This is a genomic window from Natroniella sp. ANB-PHB2 (assembly GCF_046097105.1).
Classification (GTDB): domain Bacteria; phylum Bacillota; class Halanaerobiia; order Halobacteroidales; family Halobacteroidaceae; genus Natroniella.
On record NZ_CP175562.1, the window covers coordinates 1,274,509 to 1,299,578 of the forward strand.

General features: G+C 33.8%; 27 protein-coding genes and 1 riboswitch. Of the genes, 2 read left to right on the forward strand and 25 right to left on the reverse strand.

Annotation, left to right across the window (positions count from 1 at the left end):
* Positions 1–39 precede the first annotated feature (39 nt).
* From ACKF5P_RS06350 to ACKF5P_RS06400, 11 genes are all read right to left on the reverse strand, one after another.
* On the reverse strand, positions 40–1,317 hold the full coding sequence (locus ACKF5P_RS06350; RefSeq protein WP_408954375.1) for a dihydroorotase: 1,278 nt from the start codon (positions 1,315–1,317) through the stop codon (positions 40–42).
* The gene (locus ACKF5P_RS06355) at positions 1,298–2,242 is read right to left on the reverse strand and encodes an aspartate carbamoyltransferase catalytic subunit (RefSeq protein ID WP_408954376.1); all 945 of its coding nucleotides are present in this window, start codon (positions 2,240–2,242) and stop codon (positions 1,298–1,300) included. The genes ACKF5P_RS06350 and ACKF5P_RS06355 overlap by 20 nt, the downstream gene beginning before the upstream one ends.
* 49 nt (positions 2,243–2,291) lie before the next feature.
* Positions 2,292–3,587: a uracil-xanthine permease family protein gene (locus tag ACKF5P_RS06360; RefSeq protein WP_408954377.1), complete on the reverse strand. Its 1,296-nt coding sequence runs from the start codon at positions 3,585–3,587 to the stop codon at positions 2,292–2,294.
* Between the two features lie 179 nt (positions 3,588–3,766).
* Complete coding sequence (pyrR, locus tag ACKF5P_RS06365) at positions 3,767–4,312, reverse strand: bifunctional pyr operon transcriptional regulator/uracil phosphoribosyltransferase PyrR (RefSeq protein ID WP_408954378.1); 546 nt, start codon at positions 4,310–4,312, stop codon at positions 3,767–3,769.
* Positions 4,313–4,567: 255 nt separating this feature from the next.
* On the reverse strand, positions 4,568–5,488 hold the full coding sequence (locus tag ACKF5P_RS06370) for an RluA family pseudouridine synthase (protein WP_408954379.1): 921 nt from the start codon (positions 5,486–5,488) through the stop codon (positions 4,568–4,570).
* A gap of 24 nt (positions 5,489–5,512) precedes the next feature.
* Positions 5,513–5,950, reverse strand: coding sequence for a signal peptidase II (gene lspA / locus ACKF5P_RS06375; protein WP_408954380.1), 438 nt, complete (start codon positions 5,948–5,950; stop codon positions 5,513–5,515).
* A 95-nt stretch (positions 5,951–6,045) separates the two neighbouring features.
* The gene (locus tag ACKF5P_RS06380; RefSeq protein WP_408954381.1) at positions 6,046–6,744 is read right to left on the reverse strand and encodes a TraR/DksA C4-type zinc finger protein; all 699 of its coding nucleotides are present in this window, start codon (positions 6,742–6,744) and stop codon (positions 6,046–6,048) included.
* Between the two features lie 12 nt (positions 6,745–6,756).
* Positions 6,757–7,284, reverse strand: coding sequence for a nitroreductase family protein (locus tag ACKF5P_RS06385; RefSeq protein WP_408954382.1), 528 nt, complete (start codon positions 7,282–7,284; stop codon positions 6,757–6,759).
* A 13-nt stretch (positions 7,285–7,297) separates the two neighbouring features.
* A complete protein-coding gene (locus tag ACKF5P_RS06390; protein ID WP_408954383.1) occupies positions 7,298–7,636 on the reverse strand; it encodes a DUF5665 domain-containing protein in 339 nt (112 codons plus the stop codon).
* 329 nt (positions 7,637–7,965) lie between these two features.
* Entirely contained in the window at positions 7,966–8,604 is a 639-nt protein-coding gene (locus ACKF5P_RS06395; RefSeq protein ID WP_408954384.1) for a uracil-DNA glycosylase family protein, read from the reverse strand.
* Positions 8,605–8,637: 33 nt separating this feature from the next.
* On the reverse strand, positions 8,638–9,213 hold the full coding sequence (locus ACKF5P_RS06400) for a hypothetical protein (protein WP_408954385.1): 576 nt from the start codon (positions 9,211–9,213) through the stop codon (positions 8,638–8,640).
* Between the two features lie 251 nt (positions 9,214–9,464).
* On the opposite strand from ACKF5P_RS06400, the gene ACKF5P_RS06405 reads away from it, so the two are divergent.
* On the forward strand, positions 9,465–10,973 hold the full coding sequence (locus ACKF5P_RS06405) for a flagellar hook-length control protein FliK (RefSeq protein WP_408954386.1): 1,509 nt from the start codon (positions 9,465–9,467) through the stop codon (positions 10,971–10,973).
* Positions 10,974–10,984: 11 nt separating this feature from the next.
* A complete protein-coding gene (locus ACKF5P_RS06410; protein WP_408954387.1) occupies positions 10,985–11,266 on the forward strand; it encodes an EscU/YscU/HrcU family type III secretion system export apparatus switch protein in 282 nt (93 codons plus the stop codon).
* On the opposite strand, the gene nth is transcribed toward ACKF5P_RS06410, so the two are convergent.
* The 14 genes from nth to ACKF5P_RS06480 all read right to left on the reverse strand — a co-directional run bounded on the left by nth (position 11,242) and on the right by ACKF5P_RS06480 (position 24,880).
* Positions 11,242–11,889: an endonuclease III gene (gene nth / locus ACKF5P_RS06415; protein ID WP_408954388.1), complete on the reverse strand. Its 648-nt coding sequence runs from the start codon at positions 11,887–11,889 to the stop codon at positions 11,242–11,244. The two genes, ACKF5P_RS06410 and nth, sit on opposite strands and share 25 nt — an antisense overlap.
* A gap of 74 nt (positions 11,890–11,963) precedes the next feature.
* Positions 11,964–12,437 carry a 6,7-dimethyl-8-ribityllumazine synthase gene (gene ribE, locus ACKF5P_RS06420; RefSeq protein ID WP_408954389.1) on the reverse strand — a complete coding sequence of 158 codons (474 nt, stop codon included), beginning with the start codon at positions 12,435–12,437 and terminating at the stop codon, positions 11,964–11,966.
* A gap of 32 nt (positions 12,438–12,469) precedes the next feature.
* Positions 12,470–13,672, reverse strand: coding sequence for a bifunctional 3,4-dihydroxy-2-butanone-4-phosphate synthase/GTP cyclohydrolase II (locus ACKF5P_RS06425; protein WP_408954390.1), 1,203 nt, complete (start codon positions 13,670–13,672; stop codon positions 12,470–12,472).
* A 55-nt stretch (positions 13,673–13,727) separates the two neighbouring features.
* Complete coding sequence (gene ribE, locus ACKF5P_RS06430; RefSeq protein WP_408954391.1) at positions 13,728–14,390, reverse strand: riboflavin synthase; 663 nt, start codon at positions 14,388–14,390, stop codon at positions 13,728–13,730.
* Positions 14,391–14,419: 29 nt separating this feature from the next.
* The gene (gene ribD / locus ACKF5P_RS06435) at positions 14,420–15,514 is read right to left on the reverse strand and encodes a bifunctional diaminohydroxyphosphoribosylaminopyrimidine deaminase/5-amino-6-(5-phosphoribosylamino)uracil reductase RibD (protein ID WP_408954392.1); all 1,095 of its coding nucleotides are present in this window, start codon (positions 15,512–15,514) and stop codon (positions 14,420–14,422) included.
* 246 nt (positions 15,515–15,760) lie between these two features.
* Positions 15,761–15,878, reverse strand: a riboswitch (FMN riboswitch).
* Between the two features lie 122 nt (positions 15,879–16,000).
* Positions 16,001–16,651, reverse strand: coding sequence for a ribulose-phosphate 3-epimerase (rpe, locus tag ACKF5P_RS06440; protein WP_408956632.1), 651 nt, complete (start codon positions 16,649–16,651; stop codon positions 16,001–16,003).
* 7 nt (positions 16,652–16,658) lie between these two features.
* The gene (rsgA, locus tag ACKF5P_RS06445; protein WP_408954393.1) at positions 16,659–17,540 is read right to left on the reverse strand and encodes a ribosome small subunit-dependent GTPase A; all 882 of its coding nucleotides are present in this window, start codon (positions 17,538–17,540) and stop codon (positions 16,659–16,661) included.
* A 333-nt stretch (positions 17,541–17,873) separates the two neighbouring features.
* On the reverse strand, positions 17,874–19,826 hold the full coding sequence (gene pknB, locus ACKF5P_RS06450; RefSeq protein ID WP_408954394.1) for a Stk1 family PASTA domain-containing Ser/Thr kinase: 1,953 nt from the start codon (positions 19,824–19,826) through the stop codon (positions 17,874–17,876).
* A 27-nt stretch (positions 19,827–19,853) separates the two neighbouring features.
* Positions 19,854–20,570 carry a Stp1/IreP family PP2C-type Ser/Thr phosphatase gene (locus ACKF5P_RS06455; protein WP_408954395.1) on the reverse strand — a complete coding sequence of 239 codons (717 nt, stop codon included), beginning with the start codon at positions 20,568–20,570 and terminating at the stop codon, positions 19,854–19,856.
* Between the two features lie 4 nt (positions 20,571–20,574).
* Complete coding sequence (locus tag ACKF5P_RS06460; RefSeq protein ID WP_408954396.1) at positions 20,575–21,069, reverse strand: FHA domain-containing protein; 495 nt, start codon at positions 21,067–21,069, stop codon at positions 20,575–20,577.
* Positions 21,070–22,101: a 23S rRNA (adenine(2503)-C(2))-methyltransferase RlmN gene (gene rlmN / locus ACKF5P_RS06465; RefSeq protein WP_408954397.1), complete on the reverse strand. Its 1,032-nt coding sequence runs from the start codon at positions 22,099–22,101 to the stop codon at positions 21,070–21,072. It lies immediately after the preceding gene.
* A 46-nt stretch (positions 22,102–22,147) separates the two neighbouring features.
* Positions 22,148–23,485, reverse strand: coding sequence for a 16S rRNA (cytosine(967)-C(5))-methyltransferase RsmB (gene rsmB, locus ACKF5P_RS06470; RefSeq protein ID WP_408954398.1), 1,338 nt, complete (start codon positions 23,483–23,485; stop codon positions 22,148–22,150).
* A gap of 12 nt (positions 23,486–23,497) precedes the next feature.
* Complete coding sequence (locus ACKF5P_RS06475; protein WP_408954399.1) at positions 23,498–24,157, reverse strand: DUF6391 domain-containing protein; 660 nt, start codon at positions 24,155–24,157, stop codon at positions 23,498–23,500.
* 27 nt (positions 24,158–24,184) lie between these two features.
* Entirely contained in the window at positions 24,185–24,880 is a 696-nt protein-coding gene (locus ACKF5P_RS06480; RefSeq protein WP_408954400.1) for a zinc metallopeptidase, read from the reverse strand.
* Positions 24,881–25,070 lie beyond the last annotated feature (190 nt).

The following is a 25,070-nucleotide window of genomic DNA, read 5'->3' on the forward strand; positions in this document are numbered from 1 at the left end:
AGGCTCCTTTTAATAAATTTTATAGGTTGTTGCTGGTTATTAATCCCGATAAACTATCTTACCACCAACAATTGTCATTACTGCTTTACCCTTCAAGTCAGACTGAGCAAATGGTGTATTCCTTCCCTTAGAAAGAAACTCTTCAGGTCTTACTACCCACTCTTGCTCTAAATCAATAACAGTTAAATTAGCTTTATTTCCTACTTTTAAACTTCCTCCTGCTAAACTCAAGCGCTGAGCAGGATTGATAGTTAACTTAGCTAATGCTTCCTCCAAACTCAAAAGACCAGGCTCTACTAGCTCTGTTAATACTACTGCCAAAGCTGTTTCAATCCCAGAAATTCCAAAAGGAGCATAATCATATTCTACTCTCTTTTCTTCGATAGTATGGGGTGCATGGTCAGTAGCTATAATATCAATTGTTCCATCAACTAACCCCTCTTTAATTGCTGCTACATCTGCTGCCCTTCTTAATGGAGGATTAACCTTAGTATTTGTATCAAATGAAGTGATCAATTCATCTGTCAAAGCAAAATGATGTGGGGCCACTTCACAACTTACATCGACTCCCCTGATTTTAGCTTGCCGAACTAACTCAACCGATCCTGCAGTACTAATATGGGCAATATGTACTTTAGTCCCTAACTCCTCTGCTAATATTATATCCCTAGCTACCATTACTTCTTCTGAACTAGAAGGAATTGGGGTTAATCCAGTTATAGTTGAATAATAACCTTCATTAACAACCCCTTCTCCTGCCAGATTCTCATCTTCACAATGAGAAATCACTGGCAAATCAAAATCTTGAGCATACTTTAGGGCCAACCTCATTATTTCCGCATTCATTACCGAATTACCATCATCAGAAATAGCTACGATTCCTTCCTCTTGCATTAAACCAATCTCAGCTAACTCTTCTCCTTGGCTTCTTTTAGTAATCGCTCCAATTTGATAAACTTCAACTACTGCTTCTTGTTCCGCCTTAGCTAAAACAGATTTAACCAGTGATTGATTATCTATTATAGGATCAGTATTAGGCATCGCAGCAACTGCAGTAAAACCTCCTTTAGCCGCAGCTTCAGTTCCAGTTTTAATCGTTTCTTTATGTTCAAACCCCGGCTCTCGTAAATGCACATGAATATCTATTAAGCCCGGACTGATTACCTTCCCTGCAAGATCAACTACCTCAGCATCAACTACTTCTAAATCAGTTCCAATTTCTGCTATCTTCTCATCTACAATCAAAACATCTGCTTTCTCTCTCTTATTTTCTGTCGGCTTGACAACTTCTCCACCTTTAAGTAATAGCTTTTTCATCTTTGTTTCCTCCCCTAATTAAAAGGTATAACAAAGCCATTCTGACAGCTACTCCATTTGTTACCTGTTCTTCAATTACTGCTTGATTACTATCAGCCAACTCTGCTGAAATCTCAACCCCACGATTGATTGGCCCAGGATGCATTAGTGTTACATCATCACTGGCCAACTCTAAATGCTCTTTACGCAGTCCATAAAATTTCACATACTCTCTGATTGTAGGAAAGAACCCTTTCCCTTGTCTTTCTTTTTGAATTCTTAATAAATTAATCACATCTACACCTTTAATTCCCTCTTCCAAATCTGTATAGACTTCTACTCCTAATTTTTCAATCTCAACAGGTAATAAAGTCTTAGGTGCTATAATCCTTACCTCAGCACCTAACTTATTCAAACCCCAAATATTAGAACGGGCGACCCGACTATGCTTAATATCCCCTACAATTGCAACCTTTTGGCCCGCAATTTTACCTCTTTCTTCTTGAATAGTATACATATCCAACAAAGCTTGAGTCGGATGCTCATGAACACCATCACCAGCATTTAAAACAGGAATATTAACCTCTTCTGCCAATAACTTAGCTGCTCCTGGAATTCCATGTCTAATTACTACCGCATCTGCACCTAATGCTTGTAAAGTCTTAGCAGTATCAAGTAAACTCTCTCCCTTAACTACACTACTTTTCTTGACAGATAACCCCATACTGTCAGCACTCAATCTCTTAGCAGCTAAACTGAAAGAAGAACTTGTCCTAGTACTTGGCTCATAAAATAAATTAACCACTAACTTACCCCGTAAAGTAGGAACCTTCTTAATCGGCCTTGCCAAAACATCTTTCATCGATTTAGCTGTTTTTAAAATTGATTTAATCTCATCTTTACTTAACTTCTCTAAACCCAATAAACTTCTTCTATCCAAGACCACCTTTAGCACCTCCATTTTAATTTGCAATTTACAATGGACGATTATTAAATTATTCTTCCAGTACTCTATCTGGCAATAAACGGTTTAAGAATATGCCTACAATTGCAGCCAAACCCATTCCTTGTAGCTCTAATACTTTAATCACATTAGCCACTCTATTAATTACTGCTATCTCATCAAGTCGTAAAAAGTTTACTACTTCTACAAAATTAATTGTAAATGAAATACCACTAATTCCAATCACTAAAATAGTAGATACAATTACTAAGTTGCGATTATTACTTAAATCTACTTCGTTTTCTATTAAAGTTCTTAATCCAATTGATGCAATCATTCCAAATAATAAGATTACAATTCCACCCATTACAGCCACAGGGATTGTCTGAATTATTGCTCCTACCTTCTGCACAAAACTGACTGCTATAACAATTATCGCAGCTAGTTGAACGATTACTGGGTTATGAACACCAGTAATTGCCAACACCCCTATATTTTCACCATACGTTGTATTAGGAGGGCCCCCTGTTAGTGAAGCAAACAAAGTAGCTACACCGTCCCCTAACAATGTTCGATGTAGACCAGGCTCTATTAGAAAATCTTCATCGGTAGTTTTAGCCAAAGCTAGAACATCACCCAAATGCTCAACCATTGTCACTACCGCTACCGGTGCAATTAAAGCAATAGCGGAAATACCTGCTCCCAAAGACTCAACTTTCAAGGCAGAAGTAAACTGAGGTAAAGCTAACCATTCTGCTTCAACAACTGGAGTAAGATCGACAATTCCAATTACTAAACCTAATAAATATCCACTAATAATCCCTATCAAGATCGGAATAACTTTTAACATTCCCTTTCCTAAAACACTGACTGCTATTGTCACTGCTAAAGTAAAGATAGCTACTGGCAAATGATAAGTAGCCATATCCTTAGCCACTGGGGCCAACCCTAAACCAATCGTCATAATTACCGGCCCAACTACAACTGGCGGTAGGTAGTCATCAATAAATCCTACCCCTATTTTCTTAATTACACCTGCCATTACAATATATATTATTCCTGCTACTAAACACCCTAATAAAGCTGCTTGTAAACCATAACCTTCCTTAGCAGCGATGATTGGCCCAATGAAGGCAAAAGAAGAACCTAAATAAGCCGGAACCTTGCCCTTTGTTATCAAGTGGAAGATTAATGTTCCACAACCGGAGGTAAATAAAGCAACTGCTGGATTTAAACCTGTCAAGCTAGGAACTAAGACTGTAGCTCCAAACATAGCAAATAAGTGCTGGATAGATAAGATTAACATTCTACTTAAACTTAGATTATTTTCTTCAACTCTTTCAATCATTATTATTCCCCCTTAGTTACTAAATTTATATATTTGTAAATAATAAAAACCTCCCTTAGCCCAATTAGGCATAAAGGAGGTCAATAAACCCACAGAAAAATATCTATGTAGATCCACCAACTCCCTTTATTAGCCTCACAGGACTAACTTAAAAGGGATTTTTATTATTTATTTTTTTACTAGACATACTCTTTTAAGGTTACAACATCTTCTCCATCAACTTCTTCTAAGTCAACACTGATAACCTCTTGCTTAGAAGTTGGTAAGTTCTTGCCAACATAATCAGCTCTAATTGGAAGTTCACGGTGCCCTCGGTCAATTAGGATAGCCAACTGAATATTTTGCGGACGTCCTAAGTCCATTAAAGCATCTAAAGCAGAACGAACTGTCCGACCAGTATATAAAACATCATCTACTAAGATAATCTTTTTATCTGTAATATCAAATGGAATCTCAGTCTGGTGAACAATTGGTTGATTGGCTATAGTCGTTAAGTCATCTCGATAGAGTGTAATATCCAAAATACCTGTCTTTACTTCCTGGCCCTCAATCTCTCTAAGTTTATTGGCAATTCTATTAGCCAGTGGTACTCCTCGAGTTCTAACACCAATTACTACTATATCATCAAGCCCTTCATTCTTCTCAATAATCTCATGAGAAATCCTCGTTAAAGCTCGCCTAATTCCATCTTGATCGATTAACTCTTTTTTCAACTTTAACTCCACTAGTTCCTCTCCTCTCCTTGCTCAAGTTCTTATAGAAGACTTACTTAACAAACTTTATATTTATAGATAAACAAAAAACCCCTTTACCAGCAAGGAGTTTAACTCAGTTTATTTAGAAGTCAGTAGATAGACTAACCCCTACCTAATGACTAAGTTGCCCTTCCTAGTCTCGCTGGACTAATTTAAAGGTCTTTAGATTCAATTGTCACTAAAATCCTATCAGATAATTCTTAACTTGTCAAGAAACTTTCCTAATTAATCTCTTCCCTCTAATTTAGACATTATTGTTTCCATATCATTCCATATGGGTGCCACAAATTCTCTCCATTCCTCTGTACGAGGATGATAAAATCCTAATCTAGTTGAATGTAGCAGTTGACGCTTGGCCCCTAACTCATTTTGAAGAGAGCCATATAGTTGATCTCCTACTACTGGATGACCCATATAATCCATATGTAGCCTAATCTGATGAGTTCGACCGGTCTTAATCTCTACTTCTAATAAAGTATAACCTTCGTATCTAGTCAGCACTTTAAAGGTTGAAACGGCCTTCTTACTATTTTTACTAGTCACAGCCATCTTCTTTCTATCTTTAGGATCACGTCCAACTGCTGCATCTATCTTCCCTTGATTATATTTAACCTTACCTTCCACCAAGACTTGATATACCTTCTTAGTCTCTCTTCTTTCAAACTGTTGTACTAAATTAACATGAGTAGTATCATTCTTAGCAGCTACAATTGCACCTGAGGTATCTTTATCCAAGCGATGTACTATTCCAGGTCTAATCTCTCCATTAATTCCAGATAAATTATCACAATGATATAATAAAGCATGTACTAAGGTGCCAGTTTTATAATGGGGTGTCGGGTGAACTACCAAATTAGGCTGTTTATTAATAACTATTAAATCTTGATCTTCATAAATAATTTCTAACGGAATATTTTCAGCCTGTAATTCAACCTCTTTAGCTTGAGGAAAAGATAATTCTATTTCATCTTCTAATTGTACTTGATAACTCTTCTTAACCTGTTTACCATTAACAATAACTTGATTACCCGCTATTAAATCTTGAATATAACTTCTTGATAAATCTTCATTTCTAGCGGCTAAAAATTTATCAACCCGCAAATCAATCTCATTAGCTGTCACCTTAAAGTTCTTCTTTTTAGACATAATACCACTCCATCTAGTTAAATATTATTTGCCTTCAATTACTAAGAGCCAATAACTAAAAATAGCAACTGTCACAACAATCGCTATATCTGCAACATTAAAAACAGGCCAAACCCTAAAATCAAAAAAATCAACTACATAGCCTAATCTAACCCGATCAATTAAATTTCCTAATGCACCACCAATTCCTAACCCTAAAATAATTCGACTAAATCTATTATCTATAGGTAACTCATTATAAAAAAGAGCCAACAAAATTATAGCTAACATAGTAACTACAATTAAAAAAGTCAACCTTCCTTGTAAAATCCCAAAAGCAGCCCCTTGATTACGAATATAAGTTAAATGAAATATATCCTCAATTATTGGAATTGATTGGTGTAATCTCAAATTTTCGATAATTAAGTACTTCGTTCCTTGATCTAAAATTACTACCATTAATAAACTAATCAATACTTCCATTCCATTCACTCCAACCCTTAAAATTATTATTTCCTATCTAAACCTATTATATTTTAGCATACATTATATAAAAAAACAAGAGAGTAAGCAAATGCCTACTCTCTATCATCTTTCCTTCTTTGTCCTGTCAGATGGGACTCTTCATCCTCAAACTGCTCAGTGAAATTACTTGCTTCTTGATCAATAATACCTTCTCCCCAACCTACCAAACCTACTTCTTCATCAGCATTAAGATAGCTATCATCATCATTGTGTGCCCCAAGCATATCTGATGGAGTATTAGAAGTTCCATACTGGGCCAACTTCTGCCAAGTATCCTCACCATCATGGATCACACTATCCTCATAATCTAAATTCATCTGCATCCTACCATGTAACTCTCCTAACAAATCTTCTTCCATAGGTCGATCTACATTATCAGGTATCATTTCAACCTTTTCTTTACATTCATAGCAAAAAGTACTATAAGGTATGACTTCTAAACGTTCAGAATCAATCTCTTTCTGACAAGCATCACATAAACCATAATTCCCGCTTTCTATCTTCTTTAAAGCATCATCAATCATCTTAATTATTATTCGATCATTATCCTTCAACCCCAAATCCTTACTCCGATCAAAAGTATCTGTTCCTCCATCTGCCGGGTGATTATCATAATTTGATAACTCTCCAGTCGACTCCCGCATACTATGATCTAATCCTTCATAACCTCTATTATCAAAACCATCTACTTCATCTATTAATTCTTCTTTTTCCTCCATTAATTTCTGCTTGTAATATTTTAAATTTTTCATATATTCCCCGCCCTAATTAATAATAGTGATAACTTCATCTAATTCTTTTTGCGGCCTAACCTCTTCTTTATCACCTTGTGAATAACCAATCGTTACAAAAGCAAGTGGAATTAACTTTGCTGATAAATCTAATACCTCTTTTACTTTTTCTTCATCAAAAGCCCCTACCCAACAACTCCCTAAATCATAACCTTCAGCCGCTAATAACATGTTTTCAATGGCAGCTGAAGCATCTTGAAGAGCATATAACTCCTCTCCTCTTTGACCATATTTAGCCGCTGATAGTTCTGGATTAGTACAGACTACAACTACTACCGGTGCTTCAGCCATCCACTCCTGTCCATAGGCAACCTTTGCTAACTCTTCAATCTTAGCCTGATTTTTAATTACAAAAAATTCCCAAGGCTGAATATTTCCTGCACTCGGTGCAAGATGAGCTGCTTCTAATATCTTATGCAAAGTTTCTTCTGGAATCTCTTGTGACTTATATTCTCTAATACTCGCCCGTTCTCTAATTGTTTCAATCACATCTTTAGCCATCTTAAATCCTCCTTTACAAATGTTGTTGTACTATCCTGACCAACTGTGCTATATACTCTCCAATCAAGGGAAGGTTCAACTCAGCCAGTCTATATAAAATTGAAAGAAAGATTGCTCCTAATAAAGTTAACCCAATTGCAATTCCAAGTCCTCGGGCCAAGCCAGCTACAAAATTAAGATAAATTAATCGCTTAGGCGAATTAAATAATTCTATATATTCAGCCATCTGCATCTTTTCTGCATTCATAATAAATTTCTCAATCAACCTTTCTAATTTATCGACAGTTCGCTCATTTACTTCTTCTTCATCTTTAACTGCTTGGATTAAATTCTTAGAAGAATCTTCTCCCATTAATCTTCCCCCTTACTAATATTAATCTATCCCAAAATCAAGTTTAACATACAAAAAAATAAAGTTAGCAGACGACAACTTTAGATTTAATCTAGAGTTAAGATCAAATCAACTATTCAAAGTAACATTATACTTATAACATCTGGCTATCTGATTATACCAATCAATCATTCAGTTATATTTTTAGTCAATATTTGCAAAAATCAGATAATTTAATCTAAAATAAAAATAGCTTTCTTACCACACTATATCTATATTATTATTTTTAATTTTCAGACAAATAAAAAAACATATCAAAATTTTATGTTATCTCTACACCTCTATTTATCTCATACATCTTTACCCTCTGCTTTAAGCTTTAAATACTTCTCATAAGCCTTTTTAATCTTTAAAAAATCTTTCCAAACTGCTGGCTTCTTATTTTCATCTCTTAATAAAGCAGCTGGATGAAAAGTTGGTAAAAAGTAGTAGTTTTTTCGCTTAACCCATTTTCCTCTGATTCTAGTAATCTTAGCTTCAGGATCTAGTAATGCCTTAGCAGCAGTAGCTCCTAAAGGAACTATAATTTTAGGGCCAACAAACCTTATTTCTTGAGTTAAAATCCACAAACAGCTCTTGATCCCTACTTGAGTTGGTATTCTATTTTCAGGAGGTCTACACTTGACTATATTACTGATATATACATCATCCCTATCTATCTCTGCGGCAGCCAAAATCCTATTTAATAACTGACCTGCTCTACCTACAAAAGGAATCCCTTGTCGATCTTCAGCAGCACCTGGACCTTCTCCTACAAACATTAAATCTGCTTGTTGATTGCCAGCCCCAAAGACAACCTTCTTACAATTTTTTCTCAAGCCACATCTTTGGCAATTAAGTGCTATATCTTTTATTTCTTGTATTGAATCAAATTTCTGTTCTGCCTGATTAGTAAATACCGTTAATAGTTTTTGAGAATCAAATAACATTTAAGTTCCTCCTGAATTTCATAAAAGAATCAATTAAGCCAAAAAGCTGGGATAAGGTTGTAATAAATTATAAAGTTCAGCCTGTTTTTTATCTAAATTTTCACTTAATAATCCAGCTCCTTCAACTAATACTTCCTCTCCATCTAACAAAAAATCCAGCTCATTATATAATTTAATAAACTCTTCTTTTTCATTTAACAGTTTACACTGATAAAATAGCTTTCCCATTTTCAATAACGAATTAATATTTTCTCGATTTAATTGCGATAGTTTTTCTTCCTTTTTACTTAATGACTTACTAAATCTTTTTTCTTGCCCCAGTAGCTCATCCTTCAAGTCAACTTGACATTGGGGTATTTGTTCTAATTCTAAGTTTACTTCATTAATTCTTTCCCTTAAAGCAGAGATTCTATTCTGTAATTGAGTACAAATTTGCAAATTATTAATCACTAAGGTCATAGTCTTTTTAATCTCAGGAGTTAACTGATCATCATATTTTAAGATCAATTTAGAATAATTTCTAATTACTATACAGCCTAGTGTTAAAAATAAATTTTTTATATTACAATCACTAATTTTAAATTCCTTATATTTACCTACTACAGACATTATATCAACTCCTTTATTAAAAGCCCAAGGGTTTTATCGAAAAATTTATTGATAGTTATTATGACACCTTTAATACAAGAAAATAACTATTAATTATAAAACTCCTTAAACGATACAACTCACTAAAATTTAAGACCAACACTCCAAACATCTCTAAACAGAAACCTTAATTATTTCAAAAAACAAGCAGGTTTATCCTTATAAAAAACGAAACTTATTAATTAAATAGTCTAAAAAATGGAGTGAATTCTATGACTAAAATTAAAAAAACATCAACACTAAAACAGTATAACTCAAATTACAGCAAAAAGTCAAATTTAATTGACAAAAAAACTACAAAAAAACCAATGAAAAACTTAACAATTTCAGAAATAATAAATAAATTATCTTTAGAAAAAAGCAATGAAAATAAGACTATTATTCAAGAACTACTAAGATTAAATTTACCCCTAAAGCAAGACTTAATTGCAGACTTAAATCAATCTTTAGCTCAGTTTGAAAAACTAGAAGATCAAGATTTAACAACTAAAATCAAAACTATTCTATTATTAAAAGAGCTTGAACTTCCTATTAATAATAAATTTTATAGTTTATTCAAAGATCAAGCTAATTTAACAAACAATTTAAAAGATAGCTTTATAAAATTATTAAAAAAATTTAATCCTACTGATTCAAACTCTAACCTCTTAGAAGAAAGTAATGAAAGAGAAATTGAAAAATTGAATTTAAAATCTATTACAAAAGAAAAATTACTTTCAAAAATGAATAACCTTAACTTAGAGTTAACTGAAAAAAATTTAAATACTTTTGAAGATATACCAACCAAAGAGAAATCTACAAAACAACTATTAAAATCGATCATCTTTACTGAAAAATTAGATTTAAATTCAACTAATAGATTAACAGATCTAATCAAACAAATAGATTGGTCTCCTAATGATAACCTGGTTACTGGTTTTGAAAAATTGATTAACCTGTTAGTTGCTGGTCAAAAAAACGTAGGTTTTCCAGATATAATATCCCCTTACTTAAAAAAAATAATCAAAGAAAAACCAGAATTACTAATAATATTAAAAGAAAATCTAACTCAAGAGCTTTATAATAATTTAAAAGAAGACAGCAATCTCTCTTCGACGGAAGAAATTGATATTTTAACCAAACAAACAAAAGAATTGTTAAAAGAAACGGTTATTACTACTGATAATCTAAACTCTAACAAGATCTCAACAGCAATCAATAATATACACTTAAATAATGATCAAACAACTAATTTATTAAAATTTCTATTTCATTTTACTCAATCTTCTTCTGAAAAAGTAACTGAAGCAGAAAAACTACTTAAACAACTAACCAGCTTACAAGCTATTAATCACTCAAATGATAATTTTTCAATCTTTTTACCAATATTATTTCAAAATGATCTAACCTTAGCTCACATTAAAGTCAATAAAGAAGCTACAAAAGAAGATAAACAAGATCCCAATAATACTAATAATCCTTTAACTTTCTCTATTCACTTTGAAACCGAAAAACTAGGTTTAATTGAGACAACTATTAAAATTAAAGATAAAAAAATCTGGGGCCAATTTAGAAGTAATCAAACTGAAACTGTAAATTTAATTAATAAACATTTAGACAAATTTAAATCTAAGCTAAAAAACACTAATTATACAGTAAAGTCACTAACTTCTAAATTAGCCACTGATAAGTCAGCCCCAACCCAACAGCTAAAATTAACAACTATTGATTTAATAATTTAGGAGGTTAAATAATGAACTCTAATCAAAAAAATAGCTCAGAAGAAAAAGAAGCAGTAGCGTTAAAGTATGATCCACATCAAGATTCAGCTCCAACTGTAATCGCTAAAGGGAGAAAAGAGTTGGCCCAGCAGATAATTAAACAGGCTAAAGAATCTGGCATCACAATTAAAGAAGATCAAGACCTTGTTAAAATCTTGTTACAACTGAATTTAGGAGAAGAAGTTCCTGAAGAACTCTACCAAGTAGTTGCTGAAATTCTCAGTTTTATTTATGATTTAGAAGATTTAGCATAATCACAATATTGGATTATTGGACAATCTGAACAGTTAGGATTTCTAGCTTTACATATGTTACGCCCATGAAATATTAGCCAATGATGAGCATCAGACCATAAATCTTTAGGAATAACTTCCATTAAGTCCTGCTCTACTTGATCCACTTTATCACTAGCAGCTAAACCAATCCTCTTAGATACTCGAAAAACATGAGTATCAACTGCAATTGCATCTACCCCAAATACTGCACTTACCACCACATTAGCTGTCTTACGCCCTACTCCTGATAACTTCATTAACTCTACTCTAGTCTGAGGCACCTGCCCTTGATAATTATCAAGTAGCATCTGGCAAGACTTAATAATATACTTACCCTTATTACGATAAAGTCCAACTCCTCTAATTTCAGTTGCCAACTCTTCTACCGTTAAATCAACAAAATCTTCTGGTTTTTTATAGTTTTCAAACAATCTCTTTGTAACCTTATTGACCTGTTTATCAGTTGTTTGAGCAGATAAAATAACTGCAATTAATAGTTCAAATGGGTTATTATAATTTAATTCAGTTTCGGGTGCTGGATATTTTTCTTCTAATATTTTAAATATCTCACAAGTTTCTTCAATACTTTTTAATTCTTTCATCTTATCTCCTTCCAAAAATCATAAAGAAGGCTATCCTAGGATAACCTTCTTAAGGTCTACTATTTTTTTATTCTTTAAAACTCTTCAACCAAATTAGCCATTTCTAAAGCTCCAACAGCTGCTTCCCAACCTTTATTTCCTGCTTTAGTACCTGCTCGCTCAATAGCTTGTTCAATTGTATCAGTAGTAATTACTCCAAACATAACTGGTAGTTCACCTTCTAAACTGACCTTAGCAACCCCTTTAGAAACTTCAGAGCAAACAAAATCAAAATGAGGTGTAGCTCCTCTAATTACAGCACCTAAACAGATAACTGCATCATACTTATCACTTTTAGCCATCTTTTTAGCAACTAGTGGAATCTCAAAAGCTCCTGGTACCCATGCTACCTCAATATCAACCTCTTTAACACCATGTCGCTTCAATGCATCTAAAGCACCACTTAATAATTTAGTAGAAATAAATTCATTAAATCTTCCTAGCACAACCCCAAATTTTAACCCTTCTCCTAACAGTTTTCCTTCATATACTTTTCCTATTTTTTGCATTTTATAGCCTCCTCTAATTTATAAATTTTACTTTAAAAATTATTTTCTAATATATGTCCTAATTTTTCTTTCTTAGTCTTTAAATACTGCTTGTTTACTACATTTGGTTCAATTTGATGAGGTACCCTCTCAGTCACTTCTAAACCATATCCTTCTAAACCTACTATTTTTCGTGGGTTATTTGTCATCAGCTGAATCTTATTCAAACCTAAATCTGATAAAATTTGTGCTCCAATTCCATAATCCCTCATATCATCATCAAAACCAAGTTCTTGGTTTGCTTCAACTGTATCTTTACCCTCATCTTGTAATTGATATGCTTTCAATTTATTAGCTAAACCAATCCCTCTACCTTCTTGCCTCATATAGAGCACAACTCCTACCCCTTCTTCTTCAAGCCTCTCTAAAGCTACTCCTAGCTGCTCACGGCAATCACACCGCAAAGAACCCAGTACATCCCCAGTTAAACATTCTGAATGGACTCTAACCAAAACTTCTTCCTCTTCTTCAATATCCCCTTTAATAATAGCTACATGGCATTTATTATCCACATCAGTCTCATAACCAACTGCTTTAAAATCACCAAATTTAGTCGGTAATTCAACCTCTGCTACACGATGAATCAAATTATCTTTTTTAACCTTATATTCAATTAAATCTTTGATAGTAATCATCTTAAGATTATGCTCTTTAGCAAATTCCTTTAACTCTGGGACACGAGCCATCGTTCCATCATCAGCCATAATCTCACAGATAACACCTGCTGGATACAAACCGGCCAACTTAGCTAAATCGACTGCTGCCTCTGTATGACCAGCCCTTCTCAAAACTCCACCTTCTTTAGCCTTTAAAGGAAAAATATGACCAGGTCGAGCAAAATCAGTTGCTTTTGCTTCAGGGTTGACAACTTCTTTAATAGTTTTGGCCCTTTCAAAAGCAGAAATTCCTGTTGAAGTATCTTTATGATCAATAGAAACTGTAAAAGCAGTCTCATGACTATCAGTATTTTGTTGCACCATTTGTTCAAGGTCTAACTCTTTAACACGTTTTTCTGTAAGAGGTAAACAGATCAATCCTTTACCATAAGTTGCCATAAAATTGATGCTTTCTGGAGTTGCTTTCCCAGCAGCCATCAATAAATCGCCTTCATTTTCTCGATCTTCATCATCAACAACTATTATCATCTTTCCTTGTTTAATATCTTCAATCGCTGCTTCAATTGAATGAAAATCCATTTCGTTCACTCCTTAAATTATTTAATATTTATATTTATTAAGCATTTACCACTAATTAAGCAAATAAAAAACCTTTATCCTTCAACATCTTAATATCTATATTAGAATCAGATTCTACTTCATCTTCTTCAGCAAATTCCATCATTCTCTCCACATACTTACCTATTAAATCCACCTCTAAATTAACCTTATCGCCTATGCCTTTCTTACCTAAAATCGTAATTTGAGCTGTATGTGGAATCAAAGAAATATTAAAGCTATTAGTCTCCAGTTTAGCTACAGTCAAACTGACTCCATCTATGGTAATAGAACCTTTAGAAATAATATACTTCAATATTTCCGGTGAAGGTTTTATCGTTACTACGACAGCATTATCTTCCCTCTTTTTGGCCTTGATAATCCCTACTCCATCTATATGACCTGAAACTAGATGCCCACCTAAGCGATCTCCAACTCGCAACGCACGCTCTAAATTGACTTCCTGGCCTATTTTTAAATCTACCAAACTGGAATTTCTTAATGTTTCAGGCATCACATCAACTGTAAATTCAGCCTCCGTAAAATCTGTCACAGTCAAACAAACACCATTCGTAGCAATACTATCTCCCAATTTTACATCATCTAATACCTTATTAGCTTGAATAGTTAAAGCAATTGAATTACTTCCTCGCTCAATTTTTTTTATCTTTCCAATTTCCTCAACAATTCCAGTAAACATCTTTAACCTCCTCTTAAAACCTAGGTTCCTTACTTATATTTAGGATAACCTATTATCAAAAGATCATTATCAACTTTTGTGACCTCTAATTGTTCAATAACAACTCCAGCTTCAATTTTATTTACTCCTCTACCAGCTACCACCGGTATTGCTTCTCTTCCGCCAATAATTTTAGGAGCAATAAAATAATATAATTTATCCACAAGCTTAGTTTCTAAGAAAGAAGCATTTATCTGACTTCCTCCCTCAACTAATAAGCTTATTAACTCTCTTTTCCCTAACTCTTCTAATAATATCTTTAAATCAACTTTATTTTTTATTCCTGCTTCAACTACCTCTACTCCAGCCTCTTTTAACTTTTTCTTTTTTGCTTGATCAGCCTGTTCAGTAGTTGCAATTATTGTAGGTGCAGAAGATTTTTGCGTAACTAACTTTGCATCTAGTGGAATTTTTAGTTCATCATCCAATACAATTCTAGTAGCATCTTCTCCACCTTCAGGTAACCTAGTTGTTAATCTAGGGTCATCTGCTAAAACTGTACCTATTCCTACTAGAATCCCATCAACTCGATCTCTCAAGCGATGAACGAATTCTCTAGACCCTTCTCCTGTAATCCATTTAGAATCTCCTTTTTTAGTAGCAATCTTCCCATCTAAAGTCATAGCATTCTTTAAAATAACAAATGGAGTATTAGTCTTCATATATTTAATATAATCTTCATTTAGTTTAACTGCTTCCTCTTTTAATAAACCCACTTCAGTCTTTATACCAGCAGATTCTAACATCTTAATCCCCTTACCTGCTACTTTAGGGTTTGGATCTTTCATAGCTATAACTACCTTTTTTATTCCAGATTCAATAATAAATTTAGCACAAGGTGGTGTTTTTCCATAATGGGAACATGGTTCCAATGTAACATACATTGTAGCCCCTTTAGCTGCCTCACCAATACTGCTTAATACATTAGCTTCAGCATGAAAACCACCTGCATAATGATGATAACCTGTTCCTATTACTTCCCCCTCTTTAACAACGACTGCTCCAACTAAAGGATTAGGACTTGTTCTCCCCAATGCTTTTTTAGCTAAGTCTAATGCTAAACTCATATAATCTCTTTTGCCCACTACTTTCACCTTCCATTCTAATTTACAATCATTTAACAACTTTTAACTGTATTTTACTAATCATCAATCAGAACAAAATGTCCTCTCTTATATAAGGTTAAGCCTAAATCTAAGTAAACTATTTAAAAATCTTGGAAATAAAAATTCATTTACAATGTAAAAAAGTACCGTTTTCTTAATAACAAAAAGTTCTCAGAATTAAACTCCGAGAACTTTACATATCCATTAGTAAAATACTAATTTCTGATTCTTCCTCTCTCATCCAGACTATAACTGTCGGTTTTGGAATTTCACCAAGTCAACTCATTTGAGCTCGCGGACTATCACCGCCGGTTAGGAATTTCACCTGTTCCCGAAGAAAATATTCTGTTTTTCCATTACTTATTATATTACAAATGAAAAAATAAATCAAATAAAAATTTGGCTAAATGAAAATAATTTATCAAAATATAAATAATATAACTATCAGCTATCAATTATATACATTTATTCAGTACTCATTTTAAGTTGAGCAATTGCTTGTCCTCTTTTTTCAACTCCAAAAACTGCTGAACCTGCTACCAAAACATTGGCCCCAGCTTTAACAGCATCTACTGCCGTTGTATTAGGCTTGATTCCCCCGTCTACTTGAATATCAACCTCTAATCCTCGCTCTTCAATCTGATTTCTTAACTTCTCAATTTTAGGCAATACTTCAGGAATAAAGGATTGCCCACCAAAACCAGGATTAACTGTCATCAATAATACCATATCTAATTCATCAAGTACATATTCTATAACAGCCAAAGGTGTAGCTGGATTTAAGGCAACTGCCGCTTTAACCCCTTCTTGTTTTATATTTTGAATCGTCCGATGTAAATGTGGACAAGTTTCAGCATGAACAGTGATTATGTCTGCTCCTACTTTAATAAAATCAGAGATATAGTAATCTGGATTTTCAATCATTAAATGAACATCTAATACCTGGTCAGTCTTATCTTGAATTGCATCTAAAACTAACGGGCCAATCGTAATATTAGGTACAAAATGCCCATCCATTACATCAATATGTAAATACTCTGCTTCATCTACAGTCTTTATTTCCTCTTCTAATTTACTGAAATCTGCTGATAAAATTGATGGTGCCACTTTGATCATATTAAAATCACCAACTCCTCTTTTTGTTTTCAATTTCTTCTAAAAACTTCAAATAGTTTTGATAACGTTCTTCTGCAATCCCTTCTTTAGTTACTGCTTCTTTGACTGCACAGTGAGGTTCATGGCTATGTGAACAAGTACTGAACTTACATTGACCTAAATAATCCATTAATTCAGGAAAGAAATACTGCAATTCTTCAGCATTAATAAAACTTAAATCAAGTGAGCTAAAACCTGGGGTATCTGCTACCCAACCTCCATTATCCAGACTCAACAATTCAACATGTCTAGTTGTATGTCTACCTCTTTTAATTCGTTGACTTACCTCTCCAACTTTCAATTCTAAATCTGATTGAATAGAATTTAACAAACTTGATTTACCAACTCCAGAAGGACCCGCAAAGACAGATACATTATCCTTTAAAACTTCTTCTAAATCATCTAAACCTATTTCTTCCTTAACACTAGTATAAATTACTTTATAGCCAATTTTTTGATAAGAAAAAAGTTGCTTTTTAGCCATTTCTAAAGATGATAACTCAACTTTATTAATACAAATAACCACTTCTAAATCAGCTATCTCTGCTAATACTAATAAACGATCTAATAGTTTCAAATCTAAATCTGGCTCTAAAATAGCAAAAGTAATAATTACTTGGTCAATATTGGCAATCACAGGACGAAATAAAGAATTCTTTCTCTCCAGCCTTTCTTCTACAACCCCGCTCCCATCTTCCAATAAATCAAATTTAACTAAATCACCGGTAATTACATCAAAACCATTATTTTTTAACTTACCTCTAATCTTACAGCGATATACTTCCTTGCTTTCAAAATCATGAACAAAGAAATAACCCCCCAATGCTTTTAAAACTCTTCCTTCTCTCATAATCACTCTCCCTTTTTTTATTTAAATAGCATATATCTTATTTGATATAATGTGTAACTTCGTGACACAGCCCTCAGCTATCAGCCATGAGTCGTCAGCCCAATCAAAACCTATTAAACCCCAACAAGTAAAACCATCTCAATCCAGGAAATATAATGGTTTCTAGATGTTTTAATTTTTATTGATTTTAAATTCTCTTAACTGATAGCTGAGGGCTGACCACTGACCCTACGAGTTCTAAAATTCCAAGAACTCTCCGTAACAAAAACCGTTCGCTATGTGGCACAAAAGTGCCACATTATTGTAATAAAGTTTAACTTTTTAGCTGGACAATTACAACCGCTTTTCATAATTTAATTGTCCATCAAAATAAATCCTAATTACAGCTGAACCAACCGTAATCACTTCCTCATCAATTCGGTCATTGGCTTGATGAACCTCTTGATAAACAACCCGCTTTCCATTGTTATCTTCAACAGTAATTCTTACTTCTCTCTCAGGACCAGGTGGGATAAAGGTTCTAACCTGTGAAGTATTTATCTCAGCTCCTTCTACATTTCTAATTCCTGAACTTACAATCAAATCTATCGTTGAGCCTTCTGTCAATTCCTCTCCAGGCTCAGGATCTTGAGCTATAACCCTACCTTTACGATAATTCAAACTCTCTTTTTCAATTATCCGCCCAATAATCAAATTTTGCTCTTGTAATCTTTGTTCTGCTTCTTCTTGACGCAAACCTACTACTTCCGATATAACTACTTGCTCAGGTTCTCGACCTTGACTGATCACTAAATCAACCTCAGTATTCATCTTTGCCTCTTCTTCAACCCCAGGCTCTTGAGAAATAATCTCATCTTTAGGAAATTGATCACTATATTGATGCTCCAGCTCTCCTACTTCTAAATTACTCCTATTTAATTTAATCCTGGCTTCTCTTAAAGTGCCTCCGACCAACTCTGGAACTTCAACCATTTGTGCTCCTTTACTAGTTACCACACTAATTACTCGATTTTCTTTAACTATCCTGTTAGGTTCAGGACTTTGTGAAATAACATGATCTTCAGCAATCTCATTGTTATGACTTTCGTAATAAACTTCTAAGTTCAACCCTAACTCCTCTAACTGTTCTCGAGCTACATCTACATGTTCCCCTCTCAAATTTGGTACTTTAACATCATCAACAGCCATATACTGACCTAACAAATAATAGCCTAAACCAATCACAATTAGAACTGATATTAGTATAACCCCTAATCCAAGAGCCAGTTTCTTTTTGCTAGATTTTTTTGGCTTTTTATTAGATTCTTTATCTTTTTCTGCATTCATATCCTTTAATCCTCCAGAATCTATTTTAGTTATATCTTCTTCATTAAGCTCCTGGTTAACTTTAGAAATAACCTTAGTTTGCTGTTCTTCTTGCTTAGAAATAACCATTGTCTTTTGATTAGCAGTCCCCTGTTGTAAATCAAGCTGACGACTAACCTCCCTTAAATCCTTTAACATTTCAACAGCTGAATTATATCTTTCAGCAGGATCTTTAGCAATAGACTTCAAAATAATATTAACTAGCTGCGGAGGCAAATCAGGATTAAGTTCTTGGGGAGGAGTAACTTCCTGCTCAATATGCTTCAATGCTACCGATACAGAAGTATCCCCTTTAAAAGGCAGTTCTCCAGTAACTAGTTCATATAAAACAATTCCTAATGAGTAGATATCAGACCGCATAGTAATCTTACTACCCTTAGCTTGCTCTGGAGAAAGATAATGAGCTGAACCTACAATGGATTCAGTATGAACCATCGTTGCTGCAGTTATTGCTTGAGCAATTCCAAAATCAGTTACTTTAACCTTGCCAGCAGACGTTAGTAAAATGTTGTGCGGTTTAATATCACAATGAACAATATTATTTCGATGTGCTGTAATCAAAGCTTGACAAACTTCTTGTACTATTTTAACCGCTTCTGCAACCTCTAATTTACCAGCTCTTTTAAGTTTTTCTTTTAAATTATCCCCTTCTATATGCTCCATAATTATATACTGAAAATCACCATCTTTAGCTATATCGTAGATATTAACAATATTTTGATGAGAAAAACTAGCAACCGCTTGAGCTTCATGTCTAAACCTTTTTACAGCAGCTATATCATCAGTAAATTGAGGCTGTAAAACTTTAACTGCTACTTCTCTACCTAATAATTCATCTTGGGCCAAATAAACAATAGCCATTCCACCTGTGCCAATTTTTTCAATTAATTCATACCTATTATTAAGCACTTTCCCAATCATAATGTCACCCCAAAATCTTTAACTTAATTATACTGAATAAATAATTACAGTAATATTATCACGACCGCCTCGTTGGTTAGCCAGTTCAACTAAGCTTTCAGCTTTTTGCTGTAAATTAATCGGTTTAGCTAATATATCTGCTAATTCCTCATCAGATGTCATATTAGTCAACCCATCAGAACAGAACAAGATTAAATCTTGTTCTTTTAAATCTACCTCAAACAAATCTTTATCTACTTTTTTTTCTATTCCTAACGCATTAGTCAATATATTCTTTTGTGGATGATCTTCAGCTTCTTCTGGAGTGATAATATTCTTCTTAACCAATTCTTGAACCATAGAATGATCCTGGCTAATTTGGCATAAGTCATCATCTCTAAATAAATAAGCTCTCGTATCACCAATATGACCAATTGTTAATATTCTATCTTTGATAACCCCTAAAGTCAAGGTAGTCCCCATTCCATGATATTCTTCTTTTTCCTTACTTTTCTGATAAACATACTGGTTTGCTTGCGAAATTAAAGTTTTTATATCTTGTATTAAATCATCACTATTAAATTGATAATTCTTAATCACCTCAATAGCTAAAGAACTGGCCAGGTCACCAGAATTGTGACCTCCCATTCCATCTGCTACAACCAATACGGTAAAATTATCTTTAGCTAAAACTAAATAATTATCCTCATTTTCAGCTCTAACTTTACCGCAATCTGAAATTGCTCCATAATTCAAACTTATCACCTCTTTACTCCAAATTCAAAGAAAACCTCAGCTTAATATCACCTAAACTGATTATATCTTGATCAGAAAGTTTTTTCTCTTTAACTAATCTACCATTAACCTTCAATCCATTAGTACTATTTAAGTCTTTAATTAAATAACAGTATTTTTTAGTAACTATTTGAGCATGTACTCTAGAAACACTAATATCAGATAAAACAATCTCATTCGTTTCTTGGCGACCAATATTAGTTTCTATCGAATCAAGAATAAATTCTTGTTGTTGCTCCTTTCCCGTAAGTAGTTTAAGGCAACATTTTTGGCGAGAGACAGGAGTTATTTTACGAGTAGAACTAACTTTCTGACAAGAATCAACCTTAAATTGTTCACTAGAGTTAAATATTTTGGTTCCATCATCTTTAGTATCTTGAATGCCAGTATTATTTTCATCTTTTATTAGTTGTTCAGAAAAAACTGATTTTATCTTTTTTCTTAACTTAGTTCGCAAACCCATATTCATTTAAGCCTCCTTAGCCTTTAATTGTCCACAAGCAGCATCAATATCAGCTCCACGCTCTACTCTTACTGTTACAGGAATATTCTTCATTTCTAACTGCTCTTTAAAAAGTTGAATTGATTTTTTGTGAGGCTTATTATATTCAAACTCTTGTACCGGATTAATTGGAATCAAATTAACATGGGCCAACATATTTGATAATAAAGAGGCTAACTTGCGGGCTAAGTTTTGAGAATCATTAACTCCCTCTACCAAAGCATACTCAAAACTGACTCGTCGCCCAGTCTGATTGATATAATAATCACATGCTCCTAATAAATCTTCTAACGGATAACGTTGATTAATCGGCATCATCTGACTACGTAACTGATCAGTAGGTGCATGTAATGAAATGGCTAATGTCAATTGAAACTTTTCCTCTGCCAACTTTTTAATCTCAGGAACCAAACCACAAGTAGATAATGTAATCCTTCTACTGCCAATATTCAGCCCTGCCTCATGATTAATTAAGTTAATAGCTTTTAAGACCTGCTCATAATTAGCTAATGGCTCACCCATTCCCATCAAAACAACATTACTAATCCGCTCTTTTTTCAATCTCTCTACCATCAAAATCTGATTAATAATCTCCCCTGCTGTTAAATTGCGGCTTAACCCTTGTAGGCCTGTAGCACAGAAATTACACCCCATCGCACAACCAACCTGACTGGAAATGCAAAGACTCTTCCTGCCACCCTGATTAGGCAGATAAACAGTCTCAACCTTCTCCCCATCTGTTAATTGAAAAAGATACTTTTCCGTCCCATCTTTAGAAAGTTGGCGGTTAAGTACTGTAAAATCTTCTAACATAGCAACTTGTTGCAACTCACTTCTTAAATCCTTAGGCAAATTCTTCATTTGAGTAATTGTATCTACTTTTTGATTATAAATCCAATTAAATACCTGTTTAGCTCTAAAAGTAGGCTGTTTTAAATCTACCATCAACTCCTCTAACTCTTCCAATGTCTTTCCAACTAGTGCTACTCTATCTGTCATCACTTATTTCCCCTCATTTAATATTAATTCTCTATTATAGGCAAAATTAATTTTTCACTAGCTTAGCTATAAAGAAACCTTCTAATAATTTTTGATCAGGCAACAACTGTAAACAACCATCACTTAAATAACCTTCTAATCCCAACTCTACCATCTGCTCTGTTAAGTCAACTATTGAAAAAGAAGTGAACTCTTCTAAGAATTTAGTAATCACTTCTTGATTTTCTTGTTTAGTAAAAGTACATGTACTATAAACTAGCTCTCCTCCAGATTTAAGAAATTCAGCTGCATTAGCTAGTAACTCTAACTGTAGCTGCTGTAACTCTTTTAGATCCTGTGGCTTCTTTTGCCATCTGATCTCCGGCTTTTTTGCTATAATTCCTAACCCTGAGCAAGGAGCATCAATCAATACCTGATCTACTTCCTCCTCAAAGCTGACCTCTCGACCATCTTCTCTGATAGTTTCAATATTATTAATACCTAATCGTTCACAATTTTCTTTAATTAAATCTAATTTATGATCATGAATATCAACCGCATAAACTTTACCTTGATTATTCATCAATTGGGCCAAATGAGTAGCTTTCCCCCCTGGTGCTCCACAGAGATCAACTACTAAACTATCTTCAGTCGGTGCTAAAACATGACCTACTAACATAGAACTAAACCCTTGCACCTGAAACTTACCTTCTTGGAAAGTGATTAACCTCTCTACTGCTGAATAATCAGTCAATTCAACTGCTTCAGGCAACATCTTAATCTCTTCTGCCTGAGCCCCTTCTGTAACTAAGTCAGCTAATAATTCACCTGTTGTTACCTGTAATGTATTAGTTCTGATCACTGTTGGTGGAACTTGATTTAAGCTCTTACAGATCTCAATTGTCTTCTCCTGGCCAAATCTTTTGACCCACCGTTCAACCAACCACTGTGGTTGAGAATACTTATATCTAATGTGTTGTACTGGCTGCTGTTGAAGGCTAGGATAATCTATCTCATCTAAATTACGGATAATATTTCTTAAAACACCATTAATAAACTTAACTGCTCCTCGATTACAGTGACCTTTTGCCACTTCAACTGTTTCATTACAAGCAGCTGGAGCAGGAATTCGATCTAAAAATTTAATTTGATAAACTCCTAATCGCAAAGCATTTCGTACCCAAGATGTCATCTCTTTAACTTTTCGATTAGCAACCTGATTAATGATCCAATCAAGACTATTTCTCATTCTGATCGTCCCATAAATTAACTGAGTAGCCAAACTTCGATCTCGTTTATCCAATTGAGATTGATTTAATAGATTATTGACAACTAAGTTAGAATAACCTTCTTCTTCATTAATACGATAAATTGCTTTTAGAGCTAACTGACGTGCATTATTCATCTTTAGCCTCCATTAATAATCATGATAGATTTTTAATTCTTTAGTTCTTATAAATAACTTTTGCCTTCTGAAGATATTTAATCCAAAAAATGATTTTTTGTAATGATTTACCAGTTGGGTCTCATCTATTATTACTTCGTCAACCTTTGTAGATGTAGTCAGTCTTTTTTGTACCATAACACCTAATACTGGACCAACAAGATTAGCTACAACTATTGCTAATAGAACATATAGTATGTTAAAGTATCCCGTTTGTATTAATAAAAACAAAAAAATAACTGATGCTAAAATGTTAGCTACCGCTATACTGGTTCCACACCTTCTGTGGACAACCAAGCCAACCTCTCCTTGTTGGAGACGGGCCAACCCTTCCTGAGCTGCCTGCTCTATAAATCGGGGGTTGACCACTCCATTAATATAAAAACCATCTTCTTTAGCTAAACCTGATAAAGATTGACAACCAAACTTCTCTTCTAAAACATTAATCGTGGCATGTTCTAAAGCATGGTTCTGCCTTAATCTCGAATTAGTAGCTATCTTAATAATCTGTTTAGGTGCCAATAATAATGTAATAACCGAATCAATAGTAAATTTATATGGTATGAAAATAACCGCCAAAAAGATAAGAGAAAGAATAGGAAATAACAAAAAGAATAATAGATAATAAAACATCTTTAATCAGTCCTTTAACCAAGATCATTAATCATTATTTAACATACCACGCATCACTACCAACCTAATTAAATGACCTATTGAAACCAGCGTAGCTGCTACATAAGTTAAAGCGGCTGCATTTAAGACCTTCTTAGTCCCCCTAACTTCATTTCGACCTAAATATTGATTTCGCTGTAATAACTTCATTGCTCGACTACTTGCATTAAATTCAACAGGTAATGTTACAATCTGAAATAAAACTGCTGCCGCAAAAAAAATAATCCCCAATGTAACTATAAACTCAGATCTGAAGAATATAAACCCAAAAACTGCTAACATTGGACCAACTCGCGAACCAAAATTAGCTGCTGGAAATAGAGAATGTCTAATATTTAAAGGTGCATAATTAACAGCATGCTGAATTGCATGACCTACTTCATGAGCTGCTACCCCCAAAGATGCTAAGGAACTGCCACTATAAACATCAGGCGATAACCTAACAGTCTTAGAACGAGGGTCATAATGATCTGATAACTTCCCTCTAGTCTGCTGGACACTTACACCATGAATACCTTCTCGTTGCAATATTTCTCGAGCAACCTCTCCGCCGGTCTTATTGGTCTTGGCCCTAACATTCAAATATTTATTAAAGGTAGATTTAACCTTAAATTGAGCATATATCGCAATTAAAATGGCAGGAAGTACAATAATCATCGTCGGATCAAAAAAGAAAAATGGCATTTAAATCACCCCTTTAGCTATTTGACATTTAATAATGAATATTTAATAGTTAACAACTTAAAAATCAAACCCTTTAACCATTGCAAATATAAAAGTTTTGAACTTAATTTTTTACTGACACTGACACATAATTGTAATTTAGTGTGGCTTTTCATTAAACATACCTATATTCTTTTATAAATTGTTAGTT

Coding starts and splice junctions, on each gene's coding strand:
- ACKF5P_RS06370 (WP_408954379.1), bottom strand. CDS start 5,488: ATGTCTAAAAAGAAGAACTTTAAGGTGACAGCTAATGAGATTGATTTG.
- ribE (WP_408954389.1), bottom strand. CDS start 12,437: ATGCAAAAAATAGGAAAAGTATATGAAGGAAAACTGTTAGGAGAAGGG.
- lspA (WP_408954380.1), bottom strand. CDS start 5,950: ATGGAAGTATTGATTAGTTTATTAATGGTAGTAATTTTAGATCAAGGA.
- ACKF5P_RS06410 (WP_408954387.1), top strand. CDS start 10,985: ATGAACTCTAATCAAAAAAATAGCTCAGAAGAAAAAGAAGCAGTAGCG.
- rlmN (WP_408954397.1), bottom strand. CDS start 22,101: ATGACAGATAGAGTAGCACTAGTTGGAAAGACATTGGAAGAGTTAGAG.
- ACKF5P_RS06360 (WP_408954377.1), bottom strand. CDS start 3,587: ATGATTGAAAGAGTTGAAGAAAATAATCTAAGTTTAAGTAGAATGTTA.
- ACKF5P_RS06395 (WP_408954384.1), bottom strand. CDS start 8,604: ATGTTATTTGATTCTCAAAAACTATTAACGGTATTTACTAATCAGGCA.
- ACKF5P_RS06480 (WP_408954400.1), bottom strand. CDS start 24,880: ATGCCATTTTTCTTTTTTGATCCGACGATGATTATTGTACTTCCTGCC.
- ACKF5P_RS06385 (WP_408954382.1), bottom strand. CDS start 7,284: ATGGCTAAAGATGTGATTGAAACAATTAGAGAACGGGCGAGTATTAGA.
- ACKF5P_RS06390 (WP_408954383.1), bottom strand. CDS start 7,636: ATGGGAGAAGATTCTTCTAAGAATTTAATCCAAGCAGTTAAAGATGAA.
- ACKF5P_RS06475 (WP_408954399.1), bottom strand. CDS start 24,157: ATGTTTTATTATCTATTATTCTTTTTGTTATTTCCTATTCTTTCTCTT.
- ACKF5P_RS06405 (WP_408954386.1), top strand. CDS start 9,465: ATGACTAAAATTAAAAAAACATCAACACTAAAACAGTATAACTCAAAT.
- ACKF5P_RS06460 (WP_408954396.1), bottom strand. CDS start 21,069: ATGAATATGGGTTTGCGAACTAAGTTAAGAAAAAAGATAAAATCAGTT.
- nth (WP_408954388.1), bottom strand. CDS start 11,889: ATGAAAGAATTAAAAAGTATTGAAGAAACTTGTGAGATATTTAAAATA.
- rsgA (WP_408954393.1), bottom strand. CDS start 17,540: ATGAGAGAAGGAAGAGTTTTAAAAGCATTGGGGGGTTATTTCTTTGTT.
- ACKF5P_RS06380 (WP_408954381.1), bottom strand. CDS start 6,744: ATGAAAAATTTAAAATATTACAAGCAGAAATTAATGGAGGAAAAAGAA.
- ACKF5P_RS06350 (WP_408954375.1), bottom strand. CDS start 1,317: ATGAAAAAGCTATTACTTAAAGGTGGAGAAGTTGTCAAGCCGACAGAA.
- ACKF5P_RS06400 (WP_408954385.1), bottom strand. CDS start 9,213: ATGTCTGTAGTAGGTAAATATAAGGAATTTAAAATTAGTGATTGTAAT.
- rpe (WP_408956632.1), bottom strand. CDS start 16,651: ATGATCAAAGTGGCACCATCAATTTTATCAGCAGATTTCAGTAAATTA.
- pknB (WP_408954394.1), bottom strand. CDS start 19,826: ATGATTGGGAAAGTGCTTAATAATAGGTATGAATTAATTGAAAAAATT.
- ribE (WP_408954391.1), bottom strand. CDS start 14,390: ATGTTTACTGGAATTGTTGAGGAAATTGGAAAGATAAAAAAAATTGAG.
- rsmB (WP_408954398.1), bottom strand. CDS start 23,485: ATGAATAATGCACGTCAGTTAGCTCTAAAAGCAATTTATCGTATTAAT.
- ACKF5P_RS06425 (WP_408954390.1), bottom strand. CDS start 13,672: ATGGATTTTCATTCAATTGAAGCAGCGATTGAAGATATTAAACAAGGA.